The organism is Streptococcus troglodytae, assembly GCF_002355215.1.
Taxonomy (GTDB): domain Bacteria; phylum Bacillota; class Bacilli; order Lactobacillales; family Streptococcaceae; genus Streptococcus; species Streptococcus troglodytae.
In genome coordinates, this window is record NZ_AP014612.1 from 795,622 (window position 1) to 815,581 (window position 19,960).

General features: G+C 34.7%; 17 protein-coding genes and 5 pseudogenes. 18 read left to right on the forward strand and 4 right to left on the reverse strand.

Annotated elements, in window-relative coordinates:
- The first annotated feature begins 22 nt into the window (after positions 1–22).
- Both hisE and SRT_RS04070 read left to right on the forward strand, forming a co-directional pair.
- The gene (hisE, locus tag SRT_RS04065) at positions 23–337 is read left to right on the forward strand and encodes a phosphoribosyl-ATP diphosphatase (RefSeq protein ID WP_128833137.1); all 315 of its coding nucleotides are present in this window, start codon (positions 23–25) and stop codon (positions 335–337) included.
- A gap of 228 nt (positions 338–565) precedes the next feature.
- A complete protein-coding gene (locus SRT_RS04070; RefSeq protein WP_128833138.1) occupies positions 566–3,754 on the forward strand; it encodes an Eco57I restriction-modification methylase domain-containing protein in 3,189 nt (1,062 codons plus the stop codon).
- Here the strand turns inward: SRT_RS04070 and SRT_RS04075 are convergent.
- The gene (locus SRT_RS04075) at positions 3,700–4,728 is read right to left on the reverse strand and encodes a TaqI-like C-terminal specificity domain-containing protein (protein WP_128833139.1); all 1,029 of its coding nucleotides are present in this window, start codon (positions 4,726–4,728) and stop codon (positions 3,700–3,702) included. The genes SRT_RS04070 and SRT_RS04075 overlap by 55 nt on opposite strands.
- Here SRT_RS04075 and SRT_RS04080 point away from each other — a divergent pair.
- The 7 genes and pseudogenes from SRT_RS04080 (at position 4,617) to relB (ending at position 9,676) form a co-directional block, all read left to right on the forward strand.
- On the forward strand, positions 4,617–5,234 hold the full coding sequence (locus tag SRT_RS04080; RefSeq protein WP_128833140.1) for a master DNA invertase Mpi family serine-type recombinase: 618 nt from the start codon (positions 4,617–4,619) through the stop codon (positions 5,232–5,234). The genes SRT_RS04075 and SRT_RS04080 overlap by 112 nt on opposite strands.
- A complete protein-coding gene (locus SRT_RS04085; protein WP_223213978.1) occupies positions 5,221–7,566 on the forward strand; it encodes a phospholipase D-like domain-containing protein in 2,346 nt (781 codons plus the stop codon). Before SRT_RS04080 ends, SRT_RS04085 begins: the two co-directional genes overlap by 14 nt.
- A gap of 14 nt (positions 7,567–7,580) precedes the next feature.
- Positions 7,581–7,625: pseudogene (locus tag SRT_RS11425) on the forward strand (hypothetical protein); the annotation flags it as partial.
- A 27-nt stretch (positions 7,626–7,652) separates the two neighbouring features.
- On the forward strand, positions 7,653–8,669 hold the full coding sequence (locus SRT_RS11430) for a hypothetical protein (RefSeq protein WP_230401487.1): 1,017 nt from the start codon (positions 7,653–7,655) through the stop codon (positions 8,667–8,669).
- 33 nt (positions 8,670–8,702) lie between these two features.
- Positions 8,703–8,978 carry a type II toxin-antitoxin system RelE/ParE family toxin gene (locus tag SRT_RS04090; RefSeq protein WP_128834028.1) on the forward strand — a complete coding sequence of 92 codons (276 nt, stop codon included), beginning with the start codon at positions 8,703–8,705 and terminating at the stop codon, positions 8,976–8,978.
- 13 nt (positions 8,979–8,991) lie between these two features.
- Positions 8,992–9,309, forward strand: a complete 318-nt coding sequence (locus SRT_RS04095; protein ID WP_128833141.1) for a helix-turn-helix transcriptional regulator — start codon at positions 8,992–8,994, stop codon at positions 9,307–9,309.
- 124 nt (positions 9,310–9,433) lie between these two features.
- Positions 9,434–9,676, forward strand: coding sequence for a type II toxin-antitoxin system RelB family antitoxin (gene relB, locus SRT_RS04100; RefSeq protein ID WP_219729276.1), 243 nt, complete (start codon positions 9,434–9,436; stop codon positions 9,674–9,676).
- A 395-nt stretch (positions 9,677–10,071) separates the two neighbouring features.
- Here relB and SRT_RS04105 read toward each other — a convergent pair whose 3' ends face one another.
- Positions 10,072–10,719 carry an HAD family hydrolase gene (locus SRT_RS04105; protein ID WP_128833142.1) on the reverse strand — a complete coding sequence of 216 codons (648 nt, stop codon included), beginning with the start codon at positions 10,717–10,719 and terminating at the stop codon, positions 10,072–10,074.
- Between the two features lie 90 nt (positions 10,720–10,809).
- Between SRT_RS04105 and SRT_RS04110 the strand changes: the two genes are divergently transcribed.
- Together SRT_RS04110 and SRT_RS04115 are read left to right on the forward strand one after the other, a co-directional pair.
- Positions 10,810–11,235 carry a GNAT family N-acetyltransferase gene (locus tag SRT_RS04110; RefSeq protein WP_128834030.1) on the forward strand — a complete coding sequence of 142 codons (426 nt, stop codon included), beginning with the start codon at positions 10,810–10,812 and terminating at the stop codon, positions 11,233–11,235.
- 10 nt (positions 11,236–11,245) lie between these two features.
- Positions 11,246–12,358, forward strand: coding sequence for a glycerate kinase family protein (locus tag SRT_RS04115; protein WP_128833143.1), 1,113 nt, complete (start codon positions 11,246–11,248; stop codon positions 12,356–12,358).
- A gap of 76 nt (positions 12,359–12,434) precedes the next feature.
- Here the strand turns inward: SRT_RS04115 and SRT_RS04120 are convergent.
- Positions 12,435–12,888 (reverse strand): annotated as a pseudogene (locus SRT_RS04120) (YueI family protein).
- 147 nt (positions 12,889–13,035) lie between these two features.
- Here SRT_RS04120 and SRT_RS04125 point away from each other — a divergent pair.
- The 5 genes and pseudogenes from SRT_RS04125 (at position 13,036) to pynA (ending at position 17,003) form a co-directional block, all read left to right on the forward strand.
- Positions 13,036–13,305: a hypothetical protein gene (locus SRT_RS04125; RefSeq protein ID WP_128833144.1), complete on the forward strand. Its 270-nt coding sequence runs from the start codon at positions 13,036–13,038 to the stop codon at positions 13,303–13,305.
- 37 nt (positions 13,306–13,342) lie between these two features.
- Positions 13,343–13,984, forward strand: a complete 642-nt coding sequence (locus SRT_RS04130; RefSeq protein WP_128833145.1) for a DUF4352 domain-containing protein — start codon at positions 13,343–13,345, stop codon at positions 13,982–13,984.
- A 374-nt stretch (positions 13,985–14,358) separates the two neighbouring features.
- Positions 14,359–15,651 (forward strand): annotated as a pseudogene (eno, locus tag SRT_RS04135) (phosphopyruvate hydratase); the annotation flags it as partial.
- Positions 15,652–15,719: 68 nt separating this feature from the next.
- Positions 15,720–15,974 (forward strand): TetR/AcrR family transcriptional regulator, encoded by a 255-nt coding sequence (locus SRT_RS10605; RefSeq protein ID WP_373276255.1) that lies wholly within the window; start codon positions 15,720–15,722, stop codon positions 15,972–15,974.
- A gap of 333 nt (positions 15,975–16,307) precedes the next feature.
- Complete coding sequence (gene pynA / locus SRT_RS04145) at positions 16,308–17,003, forward strand: pyrimidine 5'-nucleotidase PynA (RefSeq protein ID WP_128833146.1); 696 nt, start codon at positions 16,308–16,310, stop codon at positions 17,001–17,003.
- A 102-nt stretch (positions 17,004–17,105) separates the two neighbouring features.
- On the opposite strand, the pseudogene SRT_RS04150 reads toward pynA, so the two are convergent.
- Positions 17,106–17,277: pseudogene (locus tag SRT_RS04150) on the reverse strand (low temperature requirement protein A); the annotation flags it as partial.
- Between the two features lie 134 nt (positions 17,278–17,411).
- Between SRT_RS04150 and uvrC the strand changes: the two are divergent.
- Both uvrC and SRT_RS04160 read left to right on the forward strand, forming a co-directional pair.
- A complete protein-coding gene (gene uvrC / locus SRT_RS04155) occupies positions 17,412–19,202 on the forward strand; it encodes an excinuclease ABC subunit UvrC (protein ID WP_128833147.1) in 1,791 nt (596 codons plus the stop codon).
- A 152-nt stretch (positions 19,203–19,354) separates the two neighbouring features.
- Positions 19,355–19,956, forward strand: a pseudogene (locus tag SRT_RS04160) (nitroreductase family protein).
- The last annotated feature ends 4 nt before the right edge of the window (positions 19,957–19,960 follow it).

Consider the following 19,960-nt stretch of genomic DNA (forward strand, 5'->3'; position numbering starts at 1 on the left):
TAGATACTCTCACATTTTAATTATGCTAGAAACACTTTACAAAGAAGCGCTAGATCGCAAAGAAAACCCTAAGGAAGGGTCTTATACTAATTATCTTTTTGATAAGGGACTGGACAAGATTCTCAAAAAAGTCGGTGAAGAAGCAACCGAAGTGGTTATCGGTGCCAAAAATGCGGACAAGGATGAGATTGCGAGTGAAACAGCCGACCTTCTTTATCATTTGGCCGTTATGCTGGTTGAGACTGGCGTGACACCTGATGATGTCAATGCAGTTCTTCAAGCACGACAAGGAAAAAAATCCAATGTTCATGACAGAAGAGAAGTGACGGAATACTAACAAAAAAGCGAATAGAAAATCAGTTCTTCCAAGACTGATTTCTATTCGCTTTTTTATGGACAGTCAATCTTTTATCTCAGTTCTTCCTTTGAGTGTTATTTAAAAACAGATGTAAAAGTTGAAGATAAATTAAAAAGTTGTTATTGGTTTAGAGGTAAAAACTACTTAGGCTAAGAATCAATATTCATGGTATAATATATATCATAATAAGTAGAATGGAATATATGTATGTCAAATCTTTTTGCAGTAGAAATGTTAGAATATCTTGAACCTAATTTGAGTGGTATTGAACATTTTGCAAAATACCTTGGTTTTAAAGTTGAGAAAGTTGAAAGTATTAGAGAATTATTTGATAAAAATACAATCTTTGCTTTTATGCGACCTAATAATTTAGGAGGTATATTTGCTTATGTTACTACTCAAAATAACCTAACTACTAAAACTCGTGCAAATCAGTTCAAGACTTTCTTTTTGCATGCAACACAGGCAATGATGGAGAGAGATCAGACAAGTGCAGAAGTTGATTTTATCATTGTCATTGGAAAAAATATAGTCATTATTTTTGATTCAGCAGACTATAGACGAAGATTGATTTTAACATCTGATAAATTATCTCGAATTAATTCTAAATATTTGACGAAATTAACATTATTACATTCAGATTCTTTGGTAGATAATAAGAATTATATAGAAGATGACTTTTTTGGTTTAATCCAGCTTGATGAGACATTTAAAACAGATCTCTTTCGATTCGCAATTGCTGATGATGAACAGTTTATTAATAAAACTAGGATTTTACGTCTTAATTTTTGGAAGAGAATTCAGGAAAATTCCAAGTGTCAACGTGTTATTAAAGATATTTTTTTCAAAAAACTTGACCAGATAGATGAAACCTCACAATATTATGCAGATGTGATTTCTGCAGTTTTAGATACCTTAGTTTTACGTTATATTCTAGTCCGAATTTTAGAAGGACGTTTTGGGTATGAAAATGAAGCAGCTAGAAATTCTGTTTCAAAAGTTGGTCTAGGGACATCAGTTGATAAGACTCTCGAAACTAAAGCGCATTTTGATTTACAAAGAGTAGAAGAAATTTTATCCTCAAAAAATGAACAATTATCGTTGTTTGATGTTATTCCTGATGATATTAATGACCAAGAAATTGCAGAAATTCATGAAACCCAAATTTCCTATATGGAAAATGTTTATGGCGGAGATTTATACGTTTCAGATATTGCGAAAGCTGCCACTAGAATTGAAAAGACATTAAGTGAATCTGAGTATGCTCTTATTTGGAGAGTAACAAGTTCAACTAATCTTGATTTTGATTTAGAGGATGTCACTCCTGGAACTATTGGTGAGCAATATGAGCAGACTCTTAAGATGAGTTTAACTAAAGATGTAGCTGGAAAATGGGAATATAGCAAAGATAATACTCAACAACGAGAACAGGGAGCATTCTATACAAATGCTAAAATTACAGATTATATCATTAATATTACTTTAGGAAAAAGACTATCTGAAATCTCTGATGAACTTCGACATGCATCATCAACTTCTCAGAAAATAAAAATTTTAAGAAGTGTTCTAAAACTTAAAATGGCCGATATTTCAAGTGGTGGTGGGACATTTCTTGCTGGTGCAGTTAGGAAGCTAGGAAATTGGTATGCTGAATTAGAAAAACTGCCAGACGTAAAGCCTTTGCTTGTACAAATAAAAGAATTTGGTTCAGTCGTTGATTTTCAAAAATTTGCAGTAAATCATATGATTTATGGTGTTGATCTTGATTTAAAAGCTTTGATAGTATCTAGTTTTGCATTGACATTGGAGTCTTTAGGTGATACTCAAAGTAAACTTCCCGAACTAATTGGAAAAAATTTAATTAATCAAAATTCACTTATTTCAGTGGTTCCTGAATCACTAAAATTAGAATGGTTTAATACTTATAAAGACACAATTAAAGAGCTATATGGTGAAAAGAAAAAATGGATTTCTGGAAAAGGAAACAATTTTGCTGAAGTAAAAGCCCAGTTGCAATTAAACTTTATTGATATGGCTTCTGATTATATTAAAACCAAAAAATATACCAAAGAAGACCTAGAGAAAACTTTTGTTGATAAACATATGGAAGTCTTAGAATTTAATCTTCCCGAGGTTTTCTTTGATAAGGATGGAAACTATAGTGGGGGATTTGATATTATCTTCGGTAATCCTCCATATATTCAGCTTCAAAAGAAACAAATTTTTTCTGATATTGAGAAATACATTTATAAACAATTGGGAGAGTTTGATAGCTATGAAGCAACGGGAGATATCTATAGTCTTTTCTTTGAACGCGCTACTCAATTATTAAAAACTCACGGACTTTTAGGATTTATCACATCTAATAAATATTTGCGTGCTGGTTATGGGCAGTCTTTGAGAAATTATTTTTTGAAAAAGACCAATCCATATCTCTTGATCAATCTTGGTTCAGGTATGTTTGGTGCAACAGTAGACACTAGTATCTTAGCTTTGGAAAAATCTCATAATAAAAATGAACTACAAGCTATTGATTTGGTTCAACGTGATAATAATCCTCAAAAACGATTAGAAAATATGAGCGATTATATTAAACAGAATACGTTACAAATTTCTTTTAATAAAGATGATAGTTGGATTATTTTGTCTCCAATCGAGCAATCAATAAAACACAAAATTGAATCGTTTGGCACACCGTTAAAAGATTGGAATATTAGAATTAATAGAGGAATTCTTACAGGATACAATGAAGCATTTATCATTGATAAAGCAAAACGAGATGAACTGGTTGAACAAGATCCCAAATCTGATGAAATTATACGACCAATTTTGAGAGGCAAAGACATTAGACGTTATTCTTATGATTTTGCAGACAAATATCTTATTACAACTTACGATGAGTATACCGATTCTAATGGGATTAAACATCCATCCATTAATATAAATGATTATCCTGCTGTTAAAAAACACTTAGACTGCTACTGGAACGAAATAAACAAACGTCAAGACAAAGGGGACACACCATATAATCTCAGAAGATGTGCATATATGGACGATTTTTCTAAACCGAAAATTATTTATCCTAATATGACAAAGTATCTCCCTTTTTATCTTGATATTGAGGGCTTTATGGTAAATCAAAAGTGTTTCATCATGACTGGTGAGAAACTGAATTATTTGACAAGTTTTTTAAACTCTAATATCTTTAAGGTTTGCTTTAAAGATTACTTCCCAGAATTACAAGGTGGAACAAAAGAATTGAGTAAAATATTTTTCGAAAGGATTCCAGTTCCTCAAAATGTACAAGATAGGGTTGTAACAGATGAAGAAATTTATCAACTTTATAATTTCACAGAGGATGAGATAAACTGGATTTCTTCTTCAGTTAATAAATAAAGTTGATTTATCAACCTATCAATAGACTCAGAGTTATTATTCTTAAGTAATTCCTTGATTTTGCAATCTATTTCATTTGTAGGTTTTAGTATTCTCAAATTTTTAACATTATCAGCATTTCCTGCATTACCACCAGTAGATTCTCCAACGATCGAATTCATTAACCATATAAAAAGTGATGAATTCAATGTTGCAGCAAGATATTCTATATTTTCTCCAGTTATAAAATGCATGCTATCTTGAATATAGATTCCTTCGTCAATAAGACCAAAAGATTTCTTACTTGATATTCTATTCCAAGCAATTTTTGGCTTATTAAAATCGTCCCAATAAGCTATGCTATCTTGAGTTTCAAACCATTTGTTATTCGTTTTTTTGCGGGCATTATTTCCTATAATTCCATCAATGGCTTTTGCTCCAGATTGTTCCAATTTCCTTTTATCAAATGTTAAGAGATAATCTCTAACTGCTGGATATTCATCAATATCATAGTGTTTAGAAGGGAAAGTACAAATTAGATACAAGCCTTCAAAATCGTAACCATAGCGCTTGATATCACGGCCTCTTAAAATCGGTCGTATTAGCTCATCTGTTCTTGTTCGTTCATTAGTGGTTTGACAATTATTTAGAATTTCTTCACGTTTTTTCGTATCTATAATAAAAGCATCATTATAACCTGTTTTAATTCCATAATTAATCGAAATATCCCAATCTTTAAGAGGTGTTCCTATAGATTCGATTTTAGATTTAATCGATTGTTCAATTTGAGATAAGATAATCCAACTTTCATTTTTTCGATAGGAAATCTTGATTTTATTCTGTTTAATATAATCGCTCCTTTTTAGAAAGCAGGTGTAAAGGAATGATTTATGGATATATAAGGGTGAGCACAGATAAACAGACTGTAGAAAATCAGCGATTTGAAATTGAAGGATTTGCAAAAACACGAGGAATGATAGTTGAAAATTGGACATCCGAAATAATCAGTGGTACAAAGAAAGCAGATGAACGTATATTAGGAAAATTGCTTGAACGATTGAAAAAGGGAGATGTCCTAATCATTAGTGAATTATCCAGATTAGGAAGAAATCTTTTGCAAATTATGTCTTTGTTAAATTATTTAATGGAAAAAGAAATTATTTTATTAACTGTCAAGGAAGGCTATGAATTAGGCAACAACATTAATTCTAAGGTTTTAGCATTTGCATTTGGTTTATCTGCTGAAATTGAAAGAAATCTAATATCGCAACGAACAAAAGAGGCATTAGCTAGAAAAAGGGCAGAAGGAATTATTTTAGGAAGACCAAAAGGACCTGCTAAAATTTCAACTTATAAACTTTACAGACACAGGATGAAAATTTTAGAAATGCGAAACAATGGTTTATCTTTTAATAAAATTGCCCGCTTTTATGGTGTAAATAGAGCAACTGTTTCAAAATTTATTAAACGTATAACAGGAGAAAAAGATGGCATCAGATAATTATATCCCTGAAATCGGTACTGAAAATCGTATAGACAATAAACTACGAACAATGCGTGGTGCTATTGGTGGTCTTATGGAACATAGTAATAAAATAAGAATTGCCAGCGGCTATTTTCGGTTGAGCGGAATTGTTGAATTAGAAGAAGATTTTAGACGTTTTTTTGCACGTTCAGAAAAAAATAAAATAGAATTGCTAATAAGTAATCAGTATGATACAAAAAGTACCGATACACGGGTTATATTGGGAATTGCTGAAGGTTTAACTGATTATAGTACGGAGTCTTTCTATTTGGACAATCAATTCTACCAAGAATTAGTTGAATGGATTAAAACTGGTCGTATTGAAGTTAAAATTTTTGTAGATGAAAAATTTTATAAAACTCATTCAAAGGCAGATATTGCGTTTTTACATGGAAAAGCTTATATATTTTCAGCTGCTGATGAATTCATTAGCAATAGTGTTTTAATTGGTTCTTCTAATTTTACTTATGGTGGCCTTGTTGCTAATAGAGAATTAAACATGATTACCTCAGATTCATTTCCCACAATTAGAGCTTGGTTTGATGAAATGTGGTTTGAGTATTCTGAACCTTATGCAGATAAATTACTCAACGATCTTGAATTCCAAAAAGAGCATTATTCCAAGCCAAAAGTTGTTTATACACCAATTGAGTATTTTTATTGGAACTTGGGAAAGTATTTTGGTAAAAAAACTTCAGAAGCTTTAGTAAGCCGAGTGAAGGAAATTGAGAAAAAATTACCTTATCCTAGTCATAAAAATGGTAAAAAATATTTTACTCATCAATTTTATGGTATTTTACATGTTTATCAAGCTCTTAAAGATTTTGACACTCAAATTTTGGCAGATGGAGTTGGTTTAGGAAAAACTTTAGAAGCTGCTAGTATTATTAAATTATATCTTCAAGATTTATTATTAAAAAATGATAAACGAAGAATATTAATTTTAGCAAATGATCGTTTGCGAGAGCAATGGGTAAAGGAATTGGAAAATGTGGGAGTTTTCCTCTCACAAATTGATGTTACCACACGTCAGAAATTTACAGGATTAAGTGAAGACGAAGTACATTTGTATGCTGAAACATATGCTTTAGTTGTTATTGACGAGGCCCATGAAGGTTTTTTACGTAAAAACAATAAAGCTTACCAAAATATGCAGTCTATGGTTTCTTATGCAAGAAATACTCAAAGTCGTACAATTAGAGGGCTTTTGTTAACTGCTACCCCTTGGAATAATTCTAGAGAAGATGTTATTCGTTTAGGATTGCTTTTCTTAAATATTCAAAAAGTACCAAAGCAACGGCAATATTATAATTATGTACTGAGTAATCGTGAAAAATTACTCTATGATGTTAAGGATAGTGGAAACTATAACCATAATGCATATGTAGAATTTTGGAAAGATCTGTTTTACCAGCGAACTAGAACAAGTTTGGCAAATGATCAATATTTATCAGATAGATATCCAAAAAGAGAATTCCCGCTTGAAGATAATGAGGAACCATTTACAATCACTTATTCTACAGATGTATCTCAATCTTTGAAGGAAATTCTGGAACGTCTTATTGAGTTGAAATTACCATATCAAGATACAGTATGGCAATATTTTGGCTCAGATAAAGAAAGTAATGTTATTTTACGTCAACGCTTTCAGTTGCTTCGTAGGGCTGATTCCAGTAATGCTGCTTTCGGGAGAAGTTTAGAAAATATTAAAATAAAATTAGAAGCATTTCAAAAAGATATTTTGAACTTACAGAACGGAAGTCTTTCTCAAGTCAAAAAGCATTTTTATTCCAAAGTAAATGGAGATTATGCAGAAGATTTCATTAATTTTGAAGAGGGATTCAACTTTAGCAGTGATTTTGATGATAATGAAGTAGATTTAAATAAATCTCAACGCGATCGTATCAGGCTAATTAATGAAAAATTAACAGAGCAAACACTCACCCCTCTATTAACAGAAATGTTAGAAGATGCAATTAGTGATATTCAAAATTTAGATGAAATTTTGGAACAATGGGAAATCACGTCAAAAAAGGATGAAAAGCAAAAAATTATTCTGAACCAAATTAAAGAAATTATCTCTGATGGTGGAAAAGTACTAATTTTCTCAGAATTTTCGGACACAGTAGAAAATTATTTTCAAGAAATGATTTTAGATAAAACTCTTTTAGAAGCTGGCGTAGGTATGATTTATGGTGGTTCTAATCGTGTTAACCATGATGAAAGTACTAAAAAAGAAGTCTTAGGACGTTTTTCACCCAATTCTAAATCATATGAGCTTTTTGATAAAAAGAAATTTCTGTTTTAATTGGTACTGATGCGATCTCAACAGGGCAAAATTTACAAGATGCTGATCATATTATAACTATTGAACTACCATATAATCCAATGCGTTTGGAACAACGGATTGGACGGATTGATAGACCGAAAATGAAAGGAGAAAATAGGATTTTTGTTTATGCTTTTCCTTCAGAAGAAGTTATCAGTGCTGAATTAAAACTTTCAGAGAGATTTGAAGGCAAAGCAAAAGGTGCTACTACAGATACTCAAGGTGATTTTAAGTTGCCATTTTTCCATAATGGCAGCTACAAAGGTGTTGTTGAAAGTTTATCTGACAATGATAACAATAGCGAAAAAAATATCCAAAATGAGCTTCTGGCTTCAGTATCAGAATTTGAAGCTTGTGAACGTGTCCGTGATTTTTATGAAAAAATCGGTGATGATTTTGTAAAGAATCGAGAGTTTCAATTCTTTCCTTACTCATTTAGTTACAAAGAATCCATGCTTTTGTTTCAAACAGAATTAAATGATATTAATGATAATTTTATACAGAGAACAGCTCCCACAATCTGGGATATTTCAAGTAGGAAACAAGTCAATTTTTTAAAAGCTGAAAGTAGTATAAGAGGAATTTTACAGAAAAACGCTTCTCTTGAAATAGTTAAGGCTGATAATCTAGTAAACAACTGCATAGCTGAACAGATGAATATTGCTAATGAGATAGTTGGAGAATACAATAAAAATTTAAAAACTGTATTAGAATTAGAACAACAGCCTACTTATATTTTGGGATTAAGAAAAATTTTATTGGATAATATGCAAAGATATAAAAATAATTTTATAAAACAGAATGTGAGTGGGAAAGAATTTAATAATATTGTTCAATCTTTAAATCAGAGAGGATTTAACTCAGAACAGCAAATATTTTTAAGAAACTTAAAAGATACTGAAGGAAACTTAAGCACTTTGAAGATTCATGAAAACATCTGGAACAACCTTAAAAGATTTGTAGAAGTATTTGGTAATAAATCTGTTTATGAAGATAAATTTATTTTTGAACAATCTAAAAATAAAGCGAATTCTCAGCATTCTCATTTAAATATTATTTGTGGAGTGTTAAAAGCAGATTAATTTGAGCATATTAAATAGTTGATAATTATTTACATGCGTCAGCTTGTCAAACATTACGGCAAAGATCGAGCGTTAAAAATTCAGCAACGGTTAGATGAATTCAGTGCTGCTGAAAATTTAACACAGATTTCCCATTTACCTCCAGCTCGTTTGCACCAACTAAAAGGAGATAGGCAATATCAATTTGCTGTTGATATAGGTGCCAATTGGCGAATTATTTTTGAAGGTTATGACGAATATGATGTCTTAGTAACTGAGAAATCTGAAATCGTCACTTTATCTATCATTAGTATCGAAGATTACCATTAGGAGGACCATTGCTATGCTAAATAGAAAACATAAAATGACAGCACCAGCTGTGACTTCTGCAGCGGATACTTTGTCGGAGCTTTTGGCTTATCATCACATTAAACAGAGTGATTTTGCTGAACGCATTGGGGTATCTCAAAAGCATGTATCTGATTTACTCAATCGTAAGAAATTTCTTAATGCAGATCTGGCTGTTCGAGTAGAGCAGGTGACCGGACTTCCTGCTGAGTTCTTGCTTCGTTTGGATATTAATTACAAATTGGCACATCACAAAGAGGATAATTCAGGTCACTCAACTAAGTTTTTACAAGCTTACGATTGGGTGGTGTAGACTCAAACTATTTTCAATTTTGTTGTAGTCAATATAGGAGCACTATTTTACAAAAATGGTGCTTTTTCTTGAAGCTAAAAACTGTTAAAATACCAATGGAACATCAAGCAAAAGAGTATATATCATGGCAAGTAAAAGAATCTTTTGTGAACGTTGCTCGGACGATGTTCCTTTTCATATTGTGGATGATTTATCAGAATATGTCCAAACACACGGTCTTACTATTTCTGAGTCTGCAAGGCAAGCCATGCTGGAAAGAATAGAAGATGACTACGATTTACAGGTTTTACGTCAAGCCATGGCAGAAGATGATGGAACACGTATTTCCCACCGAGAAGTTTTCAAGGAGTTTGGGATAAAAGTCTGATAATGAATCCTGTTAAACAACTTTTGATTGACTTCCTTTCCCTCTTTCCTATAATGAGAATAAAAAAAGGCTGAGCATTCGCTCAGCCTACAGGAACGTTTAAGACGGGGACTCTGTAAAGTTGATCTAATCTCATCTACTTGGTCAAAGTGGAGACGGGATTATTTTTTGACTTATTTTTAAAGATTTTATAGCACAAGCCAATTAATTAAATAAAACTACTGAACCATAAAATGGTTTGGACAACTTCCAAAGCGGTCAATAAGCTCTCTCCTTTCCGATAGATTTTGTACTTATTTGCATAGACACCCCTTTGAATCATTGCCATCCTGCCTTAGGAACTTCTCTATATCTCTTCATTCGTAAAAAAGTTGAGCAAGTGTACTCAACCTTTCTTATCTCAATAATATTTCTTTTAGTTCTTCCACTCTGGTTGCGATATATCTCGCACCAGCTTTTTCCAATTCTTCACGATTTCCAAATCCGTAAAGGACACCGATGGCATCTAGACCATTTTCTTTGGCACCAATGACATCATGATCTCGGTCACCGATCATGATGGTCGCTGAAAGGTCAGAGACTTGTGCACTTGTTAGAGCATGGGCAATGACATCGCCTTTTAGACGCCTGCTACCATCCATACTGGCACCTGCGACAAGGTCAAAATAATCAAAAAGTTTAAAATATTTCAGGATTTGTATGGCAAATTCTTCAGGTTTTGAGGTTGCGATTAGAAGTTGTTTTTCGTGATTTTTCAGTTTTTCCAATAAATCAGGAATGCCTTGATAAACCTCATTTTCATAAAGACCTTTATGACGAAAATAGTCCCTGTAAAAATCTACAGCTTTAAGGCTATCTTCTTTTGAAAAATGGTAGAAGTTTTCAAAAGAATCTTGTAAGGGTGGACCGATAAAACGGTAAAGGTCCTTCTTATCAGTCACTTCAATGTTAAATTTCTCTAGAGCATAAGCAAGAGAGTTGGTGATTCCTAAGGCAGGATTGGTCAGAGTTCCGTCTAAATCAAAAAGAATGGTTTGATACATGTTTTTACCTCGTGAAGATTAGTATAGCACAAAAAATGCGTTAAAAATGACTGTTTTATTGTATAATAAAAGAAAAAAGGAGTAGCAGTGATGATCGTTCATTTTTCAGAAACAAGTGAAGAGTTAACATCTTTCTTTAATCAGATTTTTGAAGAACAATATGTTCAACACTTTCAAGAAGCGAAACCCAAAAATCAGAAAAAACAAGTACAGTTTGTGCTCAAAGATGATGCTGAGCGCATTTTGGCAGCGGCTTCTTGTCAGCAACTTTACCAAACGCTGAAGATTGAAAATTTGGCAGTGGACAGTGCTTTTCAAAAGCAAAAATTGGGCAGTCAGTTATTGGATGCTATCAAAGATTATGCGCGTGCTCATAACATTTTGAATCTGACCCTAAGCACACGCTCCTATCAAGCTAAGGATTTTTATCTCAAGCAGGGATTTCGTATCTATGGTCAGTTAGCAGATGTGCCTTTTGAAGGTGTGACGACTTATTATTTTGTCTATAAGTTATAAGGAGGTGGCCATGCATATTCTTATTGCACCAGATTCTTTTAAAGAGTCTTTATCAGCTCTGGAAGTAGCACAGGCTCTTCAGAAAGGATTTTCTAAATCCTTGCCTCAAGCGACTTTTGATCTATTGCCCATTGGTGATGGTGGCGAAGGAACCTTGGAAGCTTTGGCTTTGGGTTTACATCTAACAAAAGCAAGTCAAACGGTTTCAGGACCTTTTGGAGATCCTATTGAGATTCAGTATGCTTACAAGGATGACTTGGCAGTTTTTGAAATTGCTGCTATTACAGGTTTGGAGCACATTCCCAAAAATAAGAGAACCCCTTTGGCAATTAGTAATCGTGGTATTGGTGAATTGCTTATTTTTCTCGCTCAAAAAGGGATTAGAAGAGTTATGGTTGGTGTTGGCGGTAGTTCTAGTAATGATGGTGGTCTAGGTCTGGCAGCCGGCTTGGGTTATGCCTTTTTTGATGATAGGGGAGAAAAAGTTGAAGCCATTGGGGCCAACTTGGGTAAAATTGTTAGCTTTTCGGATCAGGCCGTTCCTTCTTGCTTGAGAGATTTGGATGTGACGGTTATTACAGATGTGACGAATTGTCTGTGTGGTCCGCAAGGGGCAACCTATACTTTTGCTGGTCAAAAAGGATTGGCAGAAACGGAATTTGCAGCAGTTGATCAAGCAATGCGCCGTTTTTATGAGCTTGTCAATCCAGCTATTTTGGATCTTCAGGGTGCAGGAGCAGGAGGTGGTTTAGCAGCTGGTTTGGTCACCTTTGCGGCTGGTAAAATTGTCTCAGGCATTGATGCGGTTTTAGATATTTTAGATTTTAAGCAGCATGTTCAAAAGGCAGATCTGGTCATTGTTGGGGAAGGACGTATGGATAAGCAGAGTTTATCAGGTAAGGCGCCAGTCGGTGTAGCTAGACGCACGCCGAGTAAAACGCCAGTCATTGCTATTTGCGGTAGTCTCAAGGATGATCTTCCTGATTTTCCAGTTGCGCATATTGTATCAGCCTTTCCTATCATTTCAAGGGTTGATTCCTTGGAAAATACGCTGGCGCAGGCTAGTCAAAATCTGGAGAGAACAGCACAAAATATTGGTAATCTTTTAAGCTTAGATTTATAAAAAAACAAGCAATACCAGTTTCTTCTGCTTAGTTTTTAAAACTAAAGCAATTGATCTGAGACTTGCTTGTTTTTAATTATTGGAACCATTTTCTCCAAAATGGTTTTTTCTGAGTCTTTTTTGCTTCTTTTTTGATTGAAAAGAGCTGGGGATAAAGAACCTTAATATCTGGATTGTCAATATTTTCGGCTCTGCCAGAATGCACAATCAATCCATAAGGGGACTTAGCATTTTGCTTCATTGACAATGGTTGCTTGAATACCAGCCTGCTGAGCGATTTTCATGTAGCCCATTTGCTTTGCCGATGATAGTTTAGGTGAAATTTTAAGAGAAAGAGAATCATATTTTGCCTTAAGATCCTGTAAAACCTGATCAAAGTTATCAAGGATGGTTTGGTTTTCCGCATCTGCAAGAAGGACACTTAAAACAAGGCGTTCGGCAAAAGTACCAAAACACCTTTTTTGTTCATCGGGATTTAAACGATGCTCACCATGGGCACTTTCTAAAATTTTTTTATCTAAATCAGTCATTTCGTCTCCGTTTTCTGATCTTATAATTAGTCTTAAAAAAATTATACACTATTTTGAAAAAGAAAGTGTCATACGAATGTTATTTGCTTTTTTAGGTGCTTTAGTGTTATAATACCAAGCAATAACTAAAAGTTTGGGGAGTAGCAGATGGAAAATAAAACCAATGTTTGGCAGGTTCTAGGAATTATCTTTATCGTTTTAACTGCTATTTTCTTTATCTCCACAGCAACGCTGACAACTTTATATGTTTTGTCCAATCAAGATGTTCATCAGTTAGTTGAAAAATCAGAAGATAAAGAAGACAAAATTGTTCATTATCGCAAGAGAATTAGAAAATATAAGGAAAAAGAAGTCGAAGATTATAAAGATAGTTACAGTTATGATGACTATGATTCCTCTAGTAGCTATGATGATTAAGCCAAAAAAGAAGTCAGGATATATTTAGGAGTAAAAAATGGAAAATAAAACCAATGTTTGGAAAGTCCTTGGCATTATTTTTATAGTGACAGCTAGTATCTTTTTCATTGCTACGATTGTTATGACGGCTTTGTACGCGACATCAAGGCAGGATTTTAATAAGTGGGCAGCGACAAATAGCATGCAGGATCGGACCATTACTAATAAGAAAAAGGCCATAAAAAATCTTAAAATTCGAGAAAAAATTAGAGATAATTATTATGGTGATGACTATGAGTCTACTGACAAGGTGACCAAATATATTTTTGGAGAGAGTGCTAAAATAAGTACAGGAGAAGAAGTCACGGTAACAGGAGTCAAAGAAGATTCTAAGCTCAAGATGAAGGGTGTTTCTAAAAAGGATAAGAAGATCGTCCTTACTGTCAGTATTAAGAATACAACTAATGAAATGATTCAATTTAGTCCGGATGATTTCTTTATCTATGATAGGAACTATGATATTGCTGAACCAAGTAGTTATACAGGCAAGCAAAAAATTCCTGATACTATTGAAGCAGGAAAGACAATTGAAGTTAAGCTTTATTATACGATTCCCAAGTCGTCTCCTTATATAGTAAACTTTGGAAATGCTTACTGGTTACCACAAACACAGACGCAAAAGAAATCAAGGGCCGTCTAATTAAATAGAGATAAAAAATCAAAAACAAGGATTGTGAGCTCATACAAGATTGCTTCAAACCTTGCTTTGATTTTTCTTTTGTTTTGAGAAAGTTAGGACGAAGTTTCGTTTCAATATACATTAGGCATAATAAGTTAACACATTAGAGATTATTCCATTTCGTGAACTCTGTTCGTACCACTTTTTGATTGATTTATGCGGAAACGGTTTGTAAGAGCGTTTCTGTGTTGAACGCCTAGAAATGAGATGGAAGAAAAAACCAGTTCTTAAGAAATGGCGACTGCTTTCCACTCTCAAATCTTTTTGGTTTGCCTAAGTTCCAACTTTGTGGTATGATTAACATGTAAAAATTAAAACTCATAAGGAGAGAACAAATGTCAATTATTACTGATGTTTACGCTCGCGAAGTCCTTGACTCACGCGGTAACCCAACACTTGAAGTAGAAGTTTACACTGAATCAGGTGCATTCGGACGTGGTATGGTTCCTTCAGGAGCTTCTACTGGTGAACACGAAGCAGTTGAACTTCGCGATGGAGATAAATCACGTTATGGTGGTCTTGGTACTCAAAAAGCTGTTGATAATGTAAACAATATTATTGCTGAAGCACTTATCGGATATGATGTTCGTGATCAACAAGCTATTGATAAAGCAATGATCGCACTTGACGGTACTCCAAACAAAGGTAAACTTGGTGCTAATGCTATTCTTGGTGTTTCTATTGCTGTAGCTCGTGCTGCTGCTGATTTCCTTGAAATTCCACTTTACAGCTACCTTGGTGGATTTAACACTAAAGTTCTGCCAACTCCAATGATGAACATCATCAACGGTGGTTCTCACTCAGATGCTCCAATCGCTTTCCAAGAATTTATGATTGTACCTGCTGGTGCACCTACATTCAAAGAAGCTCTTCGTTGGGGTGCTGAAATCTTCCATGCACTTAAGAAAATTCTTAAGGAACGCGGACTTGAAACAGCTGTTGGTGACGAAGGTGGATTCGCTCCTAAGTTTGATGGAACTGAAGACGCTGTAGAAACAATTATCAAAGCTATTGAAACAGCTGGTTACAAACCAGGTGAAGAAGTCTTCCTTGGATTTGACTGTGCGTCATCAGAATTCTACGATAATGGTGTTTATGACTACACTAAATTTGAAGGTGAAAAAGGTGCTAAGCGTTCAGCTGCAGAACAAATTGATTATATTGAAGAATTGGTTAACAAATACCCAATTATCACAATTGAAGATGCTATGGACGAAAATGACTGGGATGGTTGGAAAGCATTAACTGCTCGTCTTGGTGACCGTGTACAATTGGTTGGTGACGACTTCTTCGTTACAAATACGGACTACCTTGCTCGTGGTATCAAAGAAGGTGCTGCAAACTCAATCCTTATCAAAGTTAACCAAATCGGTACTTTGACTGAAACATTTGAAGCTATCGAAATGGCTAAAGAAGCTGGCTATACTGCTGTTGTGTCACACCGTTCAGGTGAAACTGAAGATTCAACAATCGCTGATATTTCAGTTGCAACTAACGCTGGACAAATCAAGACTGGTTCATTGTCACGTACAGACCGTATTGCTAAATACAACCAATTGCTTCGTATCGAAGATCAACTTGGTGAAGTTGCTGAATACCGTGGCCTTAAATCATTCTACAACTTGAAAAATAATAAGTTATTTGAAACAAGGAGCGCATCTAAAAGGGTGCGCTTTTTAAGGTATAAGGTTAAAGAATGGATAAATCAAAAAAGAAAACGGACTCTCGAGTGATTAAAACTCGCCGCTGTATTGAAGAAACTTTCTTGAAGCTGTTAACCGAGGTTCCTTTTGAGAAATTAACGACGACTCGTTTGATTAAGGAGTGCATGATTAGTAAAGGGACCTTTTATGCCCATTATTTAGATAATGATTTAGCGGAGCAACTGATTGACCGAGAACTAAAATTTTTTGAAAATCTCCTCTTTCAGCGCTTTCAAAATGAGAGGTAAGATCTTGAATACTATTTTGAAATTTAAGAAATTTGCTTAAAGCTGAAAAGCTTTAAAATGAAGCTTTCAAAGTTTTTATGTCTTATTAATCAGTGACACAAATTGCGTTTTTAACGATTAGGATGATGTAGAAAACATTGACAAACTTTTTCGATCCATAGTTTTTATTTCTTGAAATATATAGGAAATTATGCCAAACCTCCTTCTTATGATTTTAATAAATTTAAAGACTAATATCATTAGGTTGTGGTTACAAGTCCTGCCTTTATTCATAGAAATCCTGCTTTTTATTATGTTATACTAAGCATAGTGAATTACCGAGGAGAGTCTATTGTGAACTATAAATTTCTGCTTTTTGACCTTGATCACACGCTTTTAGATTTTGAAGCAGCGGAAGATGTGGCTTTAACACAATTATTGGAAGAGGCTCAAGTACCTGACGTTCAGACTTATAAAAATTTTTATATTCCCATGAATCAGCAGCTTTGGCAGGATTTGACCTTGAATAAAATCAGCAAAAAAGAATTGGTCAACACACGTTTTGCTAAGCTTTTCGCCCATTTTGGTCAGAAAGTGGATGGTCGTACCCTTGCACATCGTTATCAGAACTTTCTAAGTCAGCAAGGGCAGACTTTGACTGGTGCTGAGACTTTGTTAGAAAAACTAACTGATGAGGGTTATCGTATTTTTGGAGCGACCAATGGTATCACCAATATTCAGATAGGGCGTATGGCTAATTCCAACATTGCATCTTATTTTGAACAAGTGTTTATCTCAGATAGAATTGGTTTTCAAAAACCTGACAAGGCTTTTTACGATTATATTGCTGATGATATTGCTTATTTTGATCATAGCAAAGCACTGATGATTGGTGACAATCTCTTAGCTGATATTCAAGGCGGCAATAATGCGGGGATTGATACTGTTTGGTACAACCCTTATGTCAAAACCAATGAGACCAGTATAAAACCGACTTATGAAGTCAATGATTACAAACAACTTCTTGCCTTATTAATACGAAAAAACTGAGACTGTTCATAATGGACTCAGTTTTTTAATCGATTGTTTGGAAACCTATTTTTTCATTTATTGAGTGGCTTTTTTGCTAGTCAGCTTTATAGGATCGGCATGCCTTAAAAAGTATTGAAGAACAATAAGAGCATAGGCCGGTATCAGCAGAAAATTAAAGAGCATCAGCTGAGGATTTCCAGCATAGTTATCCCTTAATATTGAGACTGAAGTTGAGCGAAATATTACCCACTATAAACATGAGGGCGATAATCGTGTAAATATCCTGCAGTTTGATAAAAACTGAGGCATCCTTTTTCCTTTCTTTAAAAATATGTCGTTATGTTACCAAAAAAGCAGAGGAAATAAAAGTAAACCCAATCGCAGTAAAGTCAGAAAATTTAGGTCATTTTTGCTATAATAAAGATTATGAACGAACTGATTAAACATAAGCTGGAATTGCTGCCAGATAGCCCTGGCTGCTACATTCACAAGGATAAAAATGGCACCATTATCTATGTTGGTAAGGCCAAAAACTTAAAAAACCGTGTGCGCAGCTATTTTCACGGCAGTCATAATACTAAGACAGAATTGCTGGTTTCGGAAATTGAGGATTTTGAATACATTGTTACTGGGTCAAATACAGAAGCTCTGCTTCTTGAGATTAATCTCATTCAGGAAAATAAACCCAAGTACAATATCAGACTTAAAGATGACAAGTCCTATCCTTTTATCAAAATTACTAATGAACTTTATCCGCGCTTGTTGATTACCCGTCAGGTAAAAAAGGACGGCGGTCTTTATTTTGGCCCTTATCCTGATTCGGGAGCCGCTACTGAAATCAAGCGGCTTTTAGATCGTCTTTTCCCCTTTAAAAAATGTACTAACCCAGCCAACAAGGTCTGTTTTTATTATCATCTCGGGCAATGTAAGGCGCATACCATTTGCCAGACCGATCAAACCTATTGGGATGGTCTAAAAGAAGATGTAAAAAACTTTCTCAATGGCAGAGACGATAAGATTGTCAATGAGCTGCGCGATAAAATGACCAAAGCTTCTGAGCTTATGGAATTTGAGCGGGCAGCTGAATACCGAAATCTCATTGAGGGCATTGGCCTATTGCGAACCAAACAGCGCGTCATGAATCAGGACATGCAGGATCGTGATATTTTTGGCTATTATGTTGATAAAGGCTGGATGTGTGTGCAGGTTTTCTTTATTCGTCAAGGCAAGCTCATTCAGCGCGATGTCAATATGTTTCCTTATTACAATGAGTCTGAGGAAGATTTTCTGACCTATGTAGGACAGTTTTATCAGGATAAACGTCACTTTATTCCAAAGGAGATTTTTATTCCTAGAGATATTGATGAAACTTTGGTTAAAGCGGTGGTCAATACCAAGATTATTAAACCGCAGCGCGGCGAGAAGAAGCAGTTAGTCAATCTGGCAACGAAAAATGCTCGTGTCAGCCTGCAGCAGAAATTTGATCTCTTGGAAAAGGATATTCGAAAAACGCATGGTGCGATTGAAAATATTGGAGATTTGCTTAATATTCCTAAGCCAGTGCGCATTGAAGCCTTTGATAATTCTAACATTCAAGGAACCAGTCCTGTTGCCGCCATGGTTGTTTTTGTGGATGGCAAGCCAAGTAAGAAGGATTATCGTAAATTTAAAATCAAAACGGTTATCGGACCTGATGACTATGCCAGCATGCGTGAGGTTATTTATCGCAGATATAGTCGTGTCATGAGAGATGGGCTGACACCACCAGATCTGATTATTATTGATGGCGGACAAGGTCAGGTTAATGTAGCGCGTGATGTCATTGAAAATAAATTAGGACTCGATATTCCTATCGCTGGTTTACAAAAAAACGATAAGCACCAAACCCATGAACTGCTCTTTGGAAATCCGCTGGAAGTGGTTCCTCTGCCTAGAAATTCAGAAGAATTCTTTCTTTTGCAGCGCATTCAAGACGAAGTACATCGCTTTGCCATTACCTTTCATAGGCAGCTGCGCGGTAAAAACACCTTCTCATCAAAGTTGGATGGTATCGCAGGACTCGGTCCAAAACGTAAACAGCTGCTGATGAAGCACTTTAAGAATCTTCCTAATATTCAAAAGGCCAGCCTAGATGATATTATCAACTGCGGCATTCCCAAAAATGTCGCAAAGAACATTCAAGAGAGCTTGCGAGAGGAAGAAGGAGAAGAAAAATAAGATGTCGGATACGATTTTGATTTTAGGCAATAGACATCAGCAACTTATTTTATTATGGAATCATAAAAGAAGAGGGTGAAAAAGCTGTAAACAGTTTCAAAAAGTGGTAAAATAAAAGAACAACTATAACAGAATTAGAAGGATGTTCGTTTATGAAATTTTTAGAACTGAATAAAAGCGCCATGCAACTAAGCATTTTAATGACAAAGCAGTTGATTTTAAAGATGTTAGAACAGCCATTGAAATTGCTCAATTAGCTCCCAGTGCTCATAATATCCAGCCTTGGAAGTTTGTCCTTGTTAAAGATAAAAAGGCAGCCTTGGCTGAAGACCTGCCTGCTTTAAATAAGGATCAGATTGAAAGCGCACAGTATGTCATTGCTTTGTTTAGCGATACCGACTTGGTCCAGCGTGCGCGCAAAATTGCACGCATCGGCAGCAAAAACCTGCCTGATGATATGATTGGTTATTTCATGGAAACTTTGCCAGCTCGGTTTGCGGATTTTGATGAACAAACCAAAGGAGAATATTTGGCTTTAAATGCGGGTTTAGTAGCTATGAATCTAGTCTTGGCTTTAACTGACCAAGGCATTTCATCTAATATTATTCTTGGTTTTGATAAGACGAAAACAAATACTATTTTAGATATTGATGAACGTTTTCGCCCAGAACTCTTGATTACAGTTGGTTATACTGATGAAAAGATAGAACCAAGTTATCGTTTGCCGGTTGATGAAATTATTGAAGAAAGATAGGAGC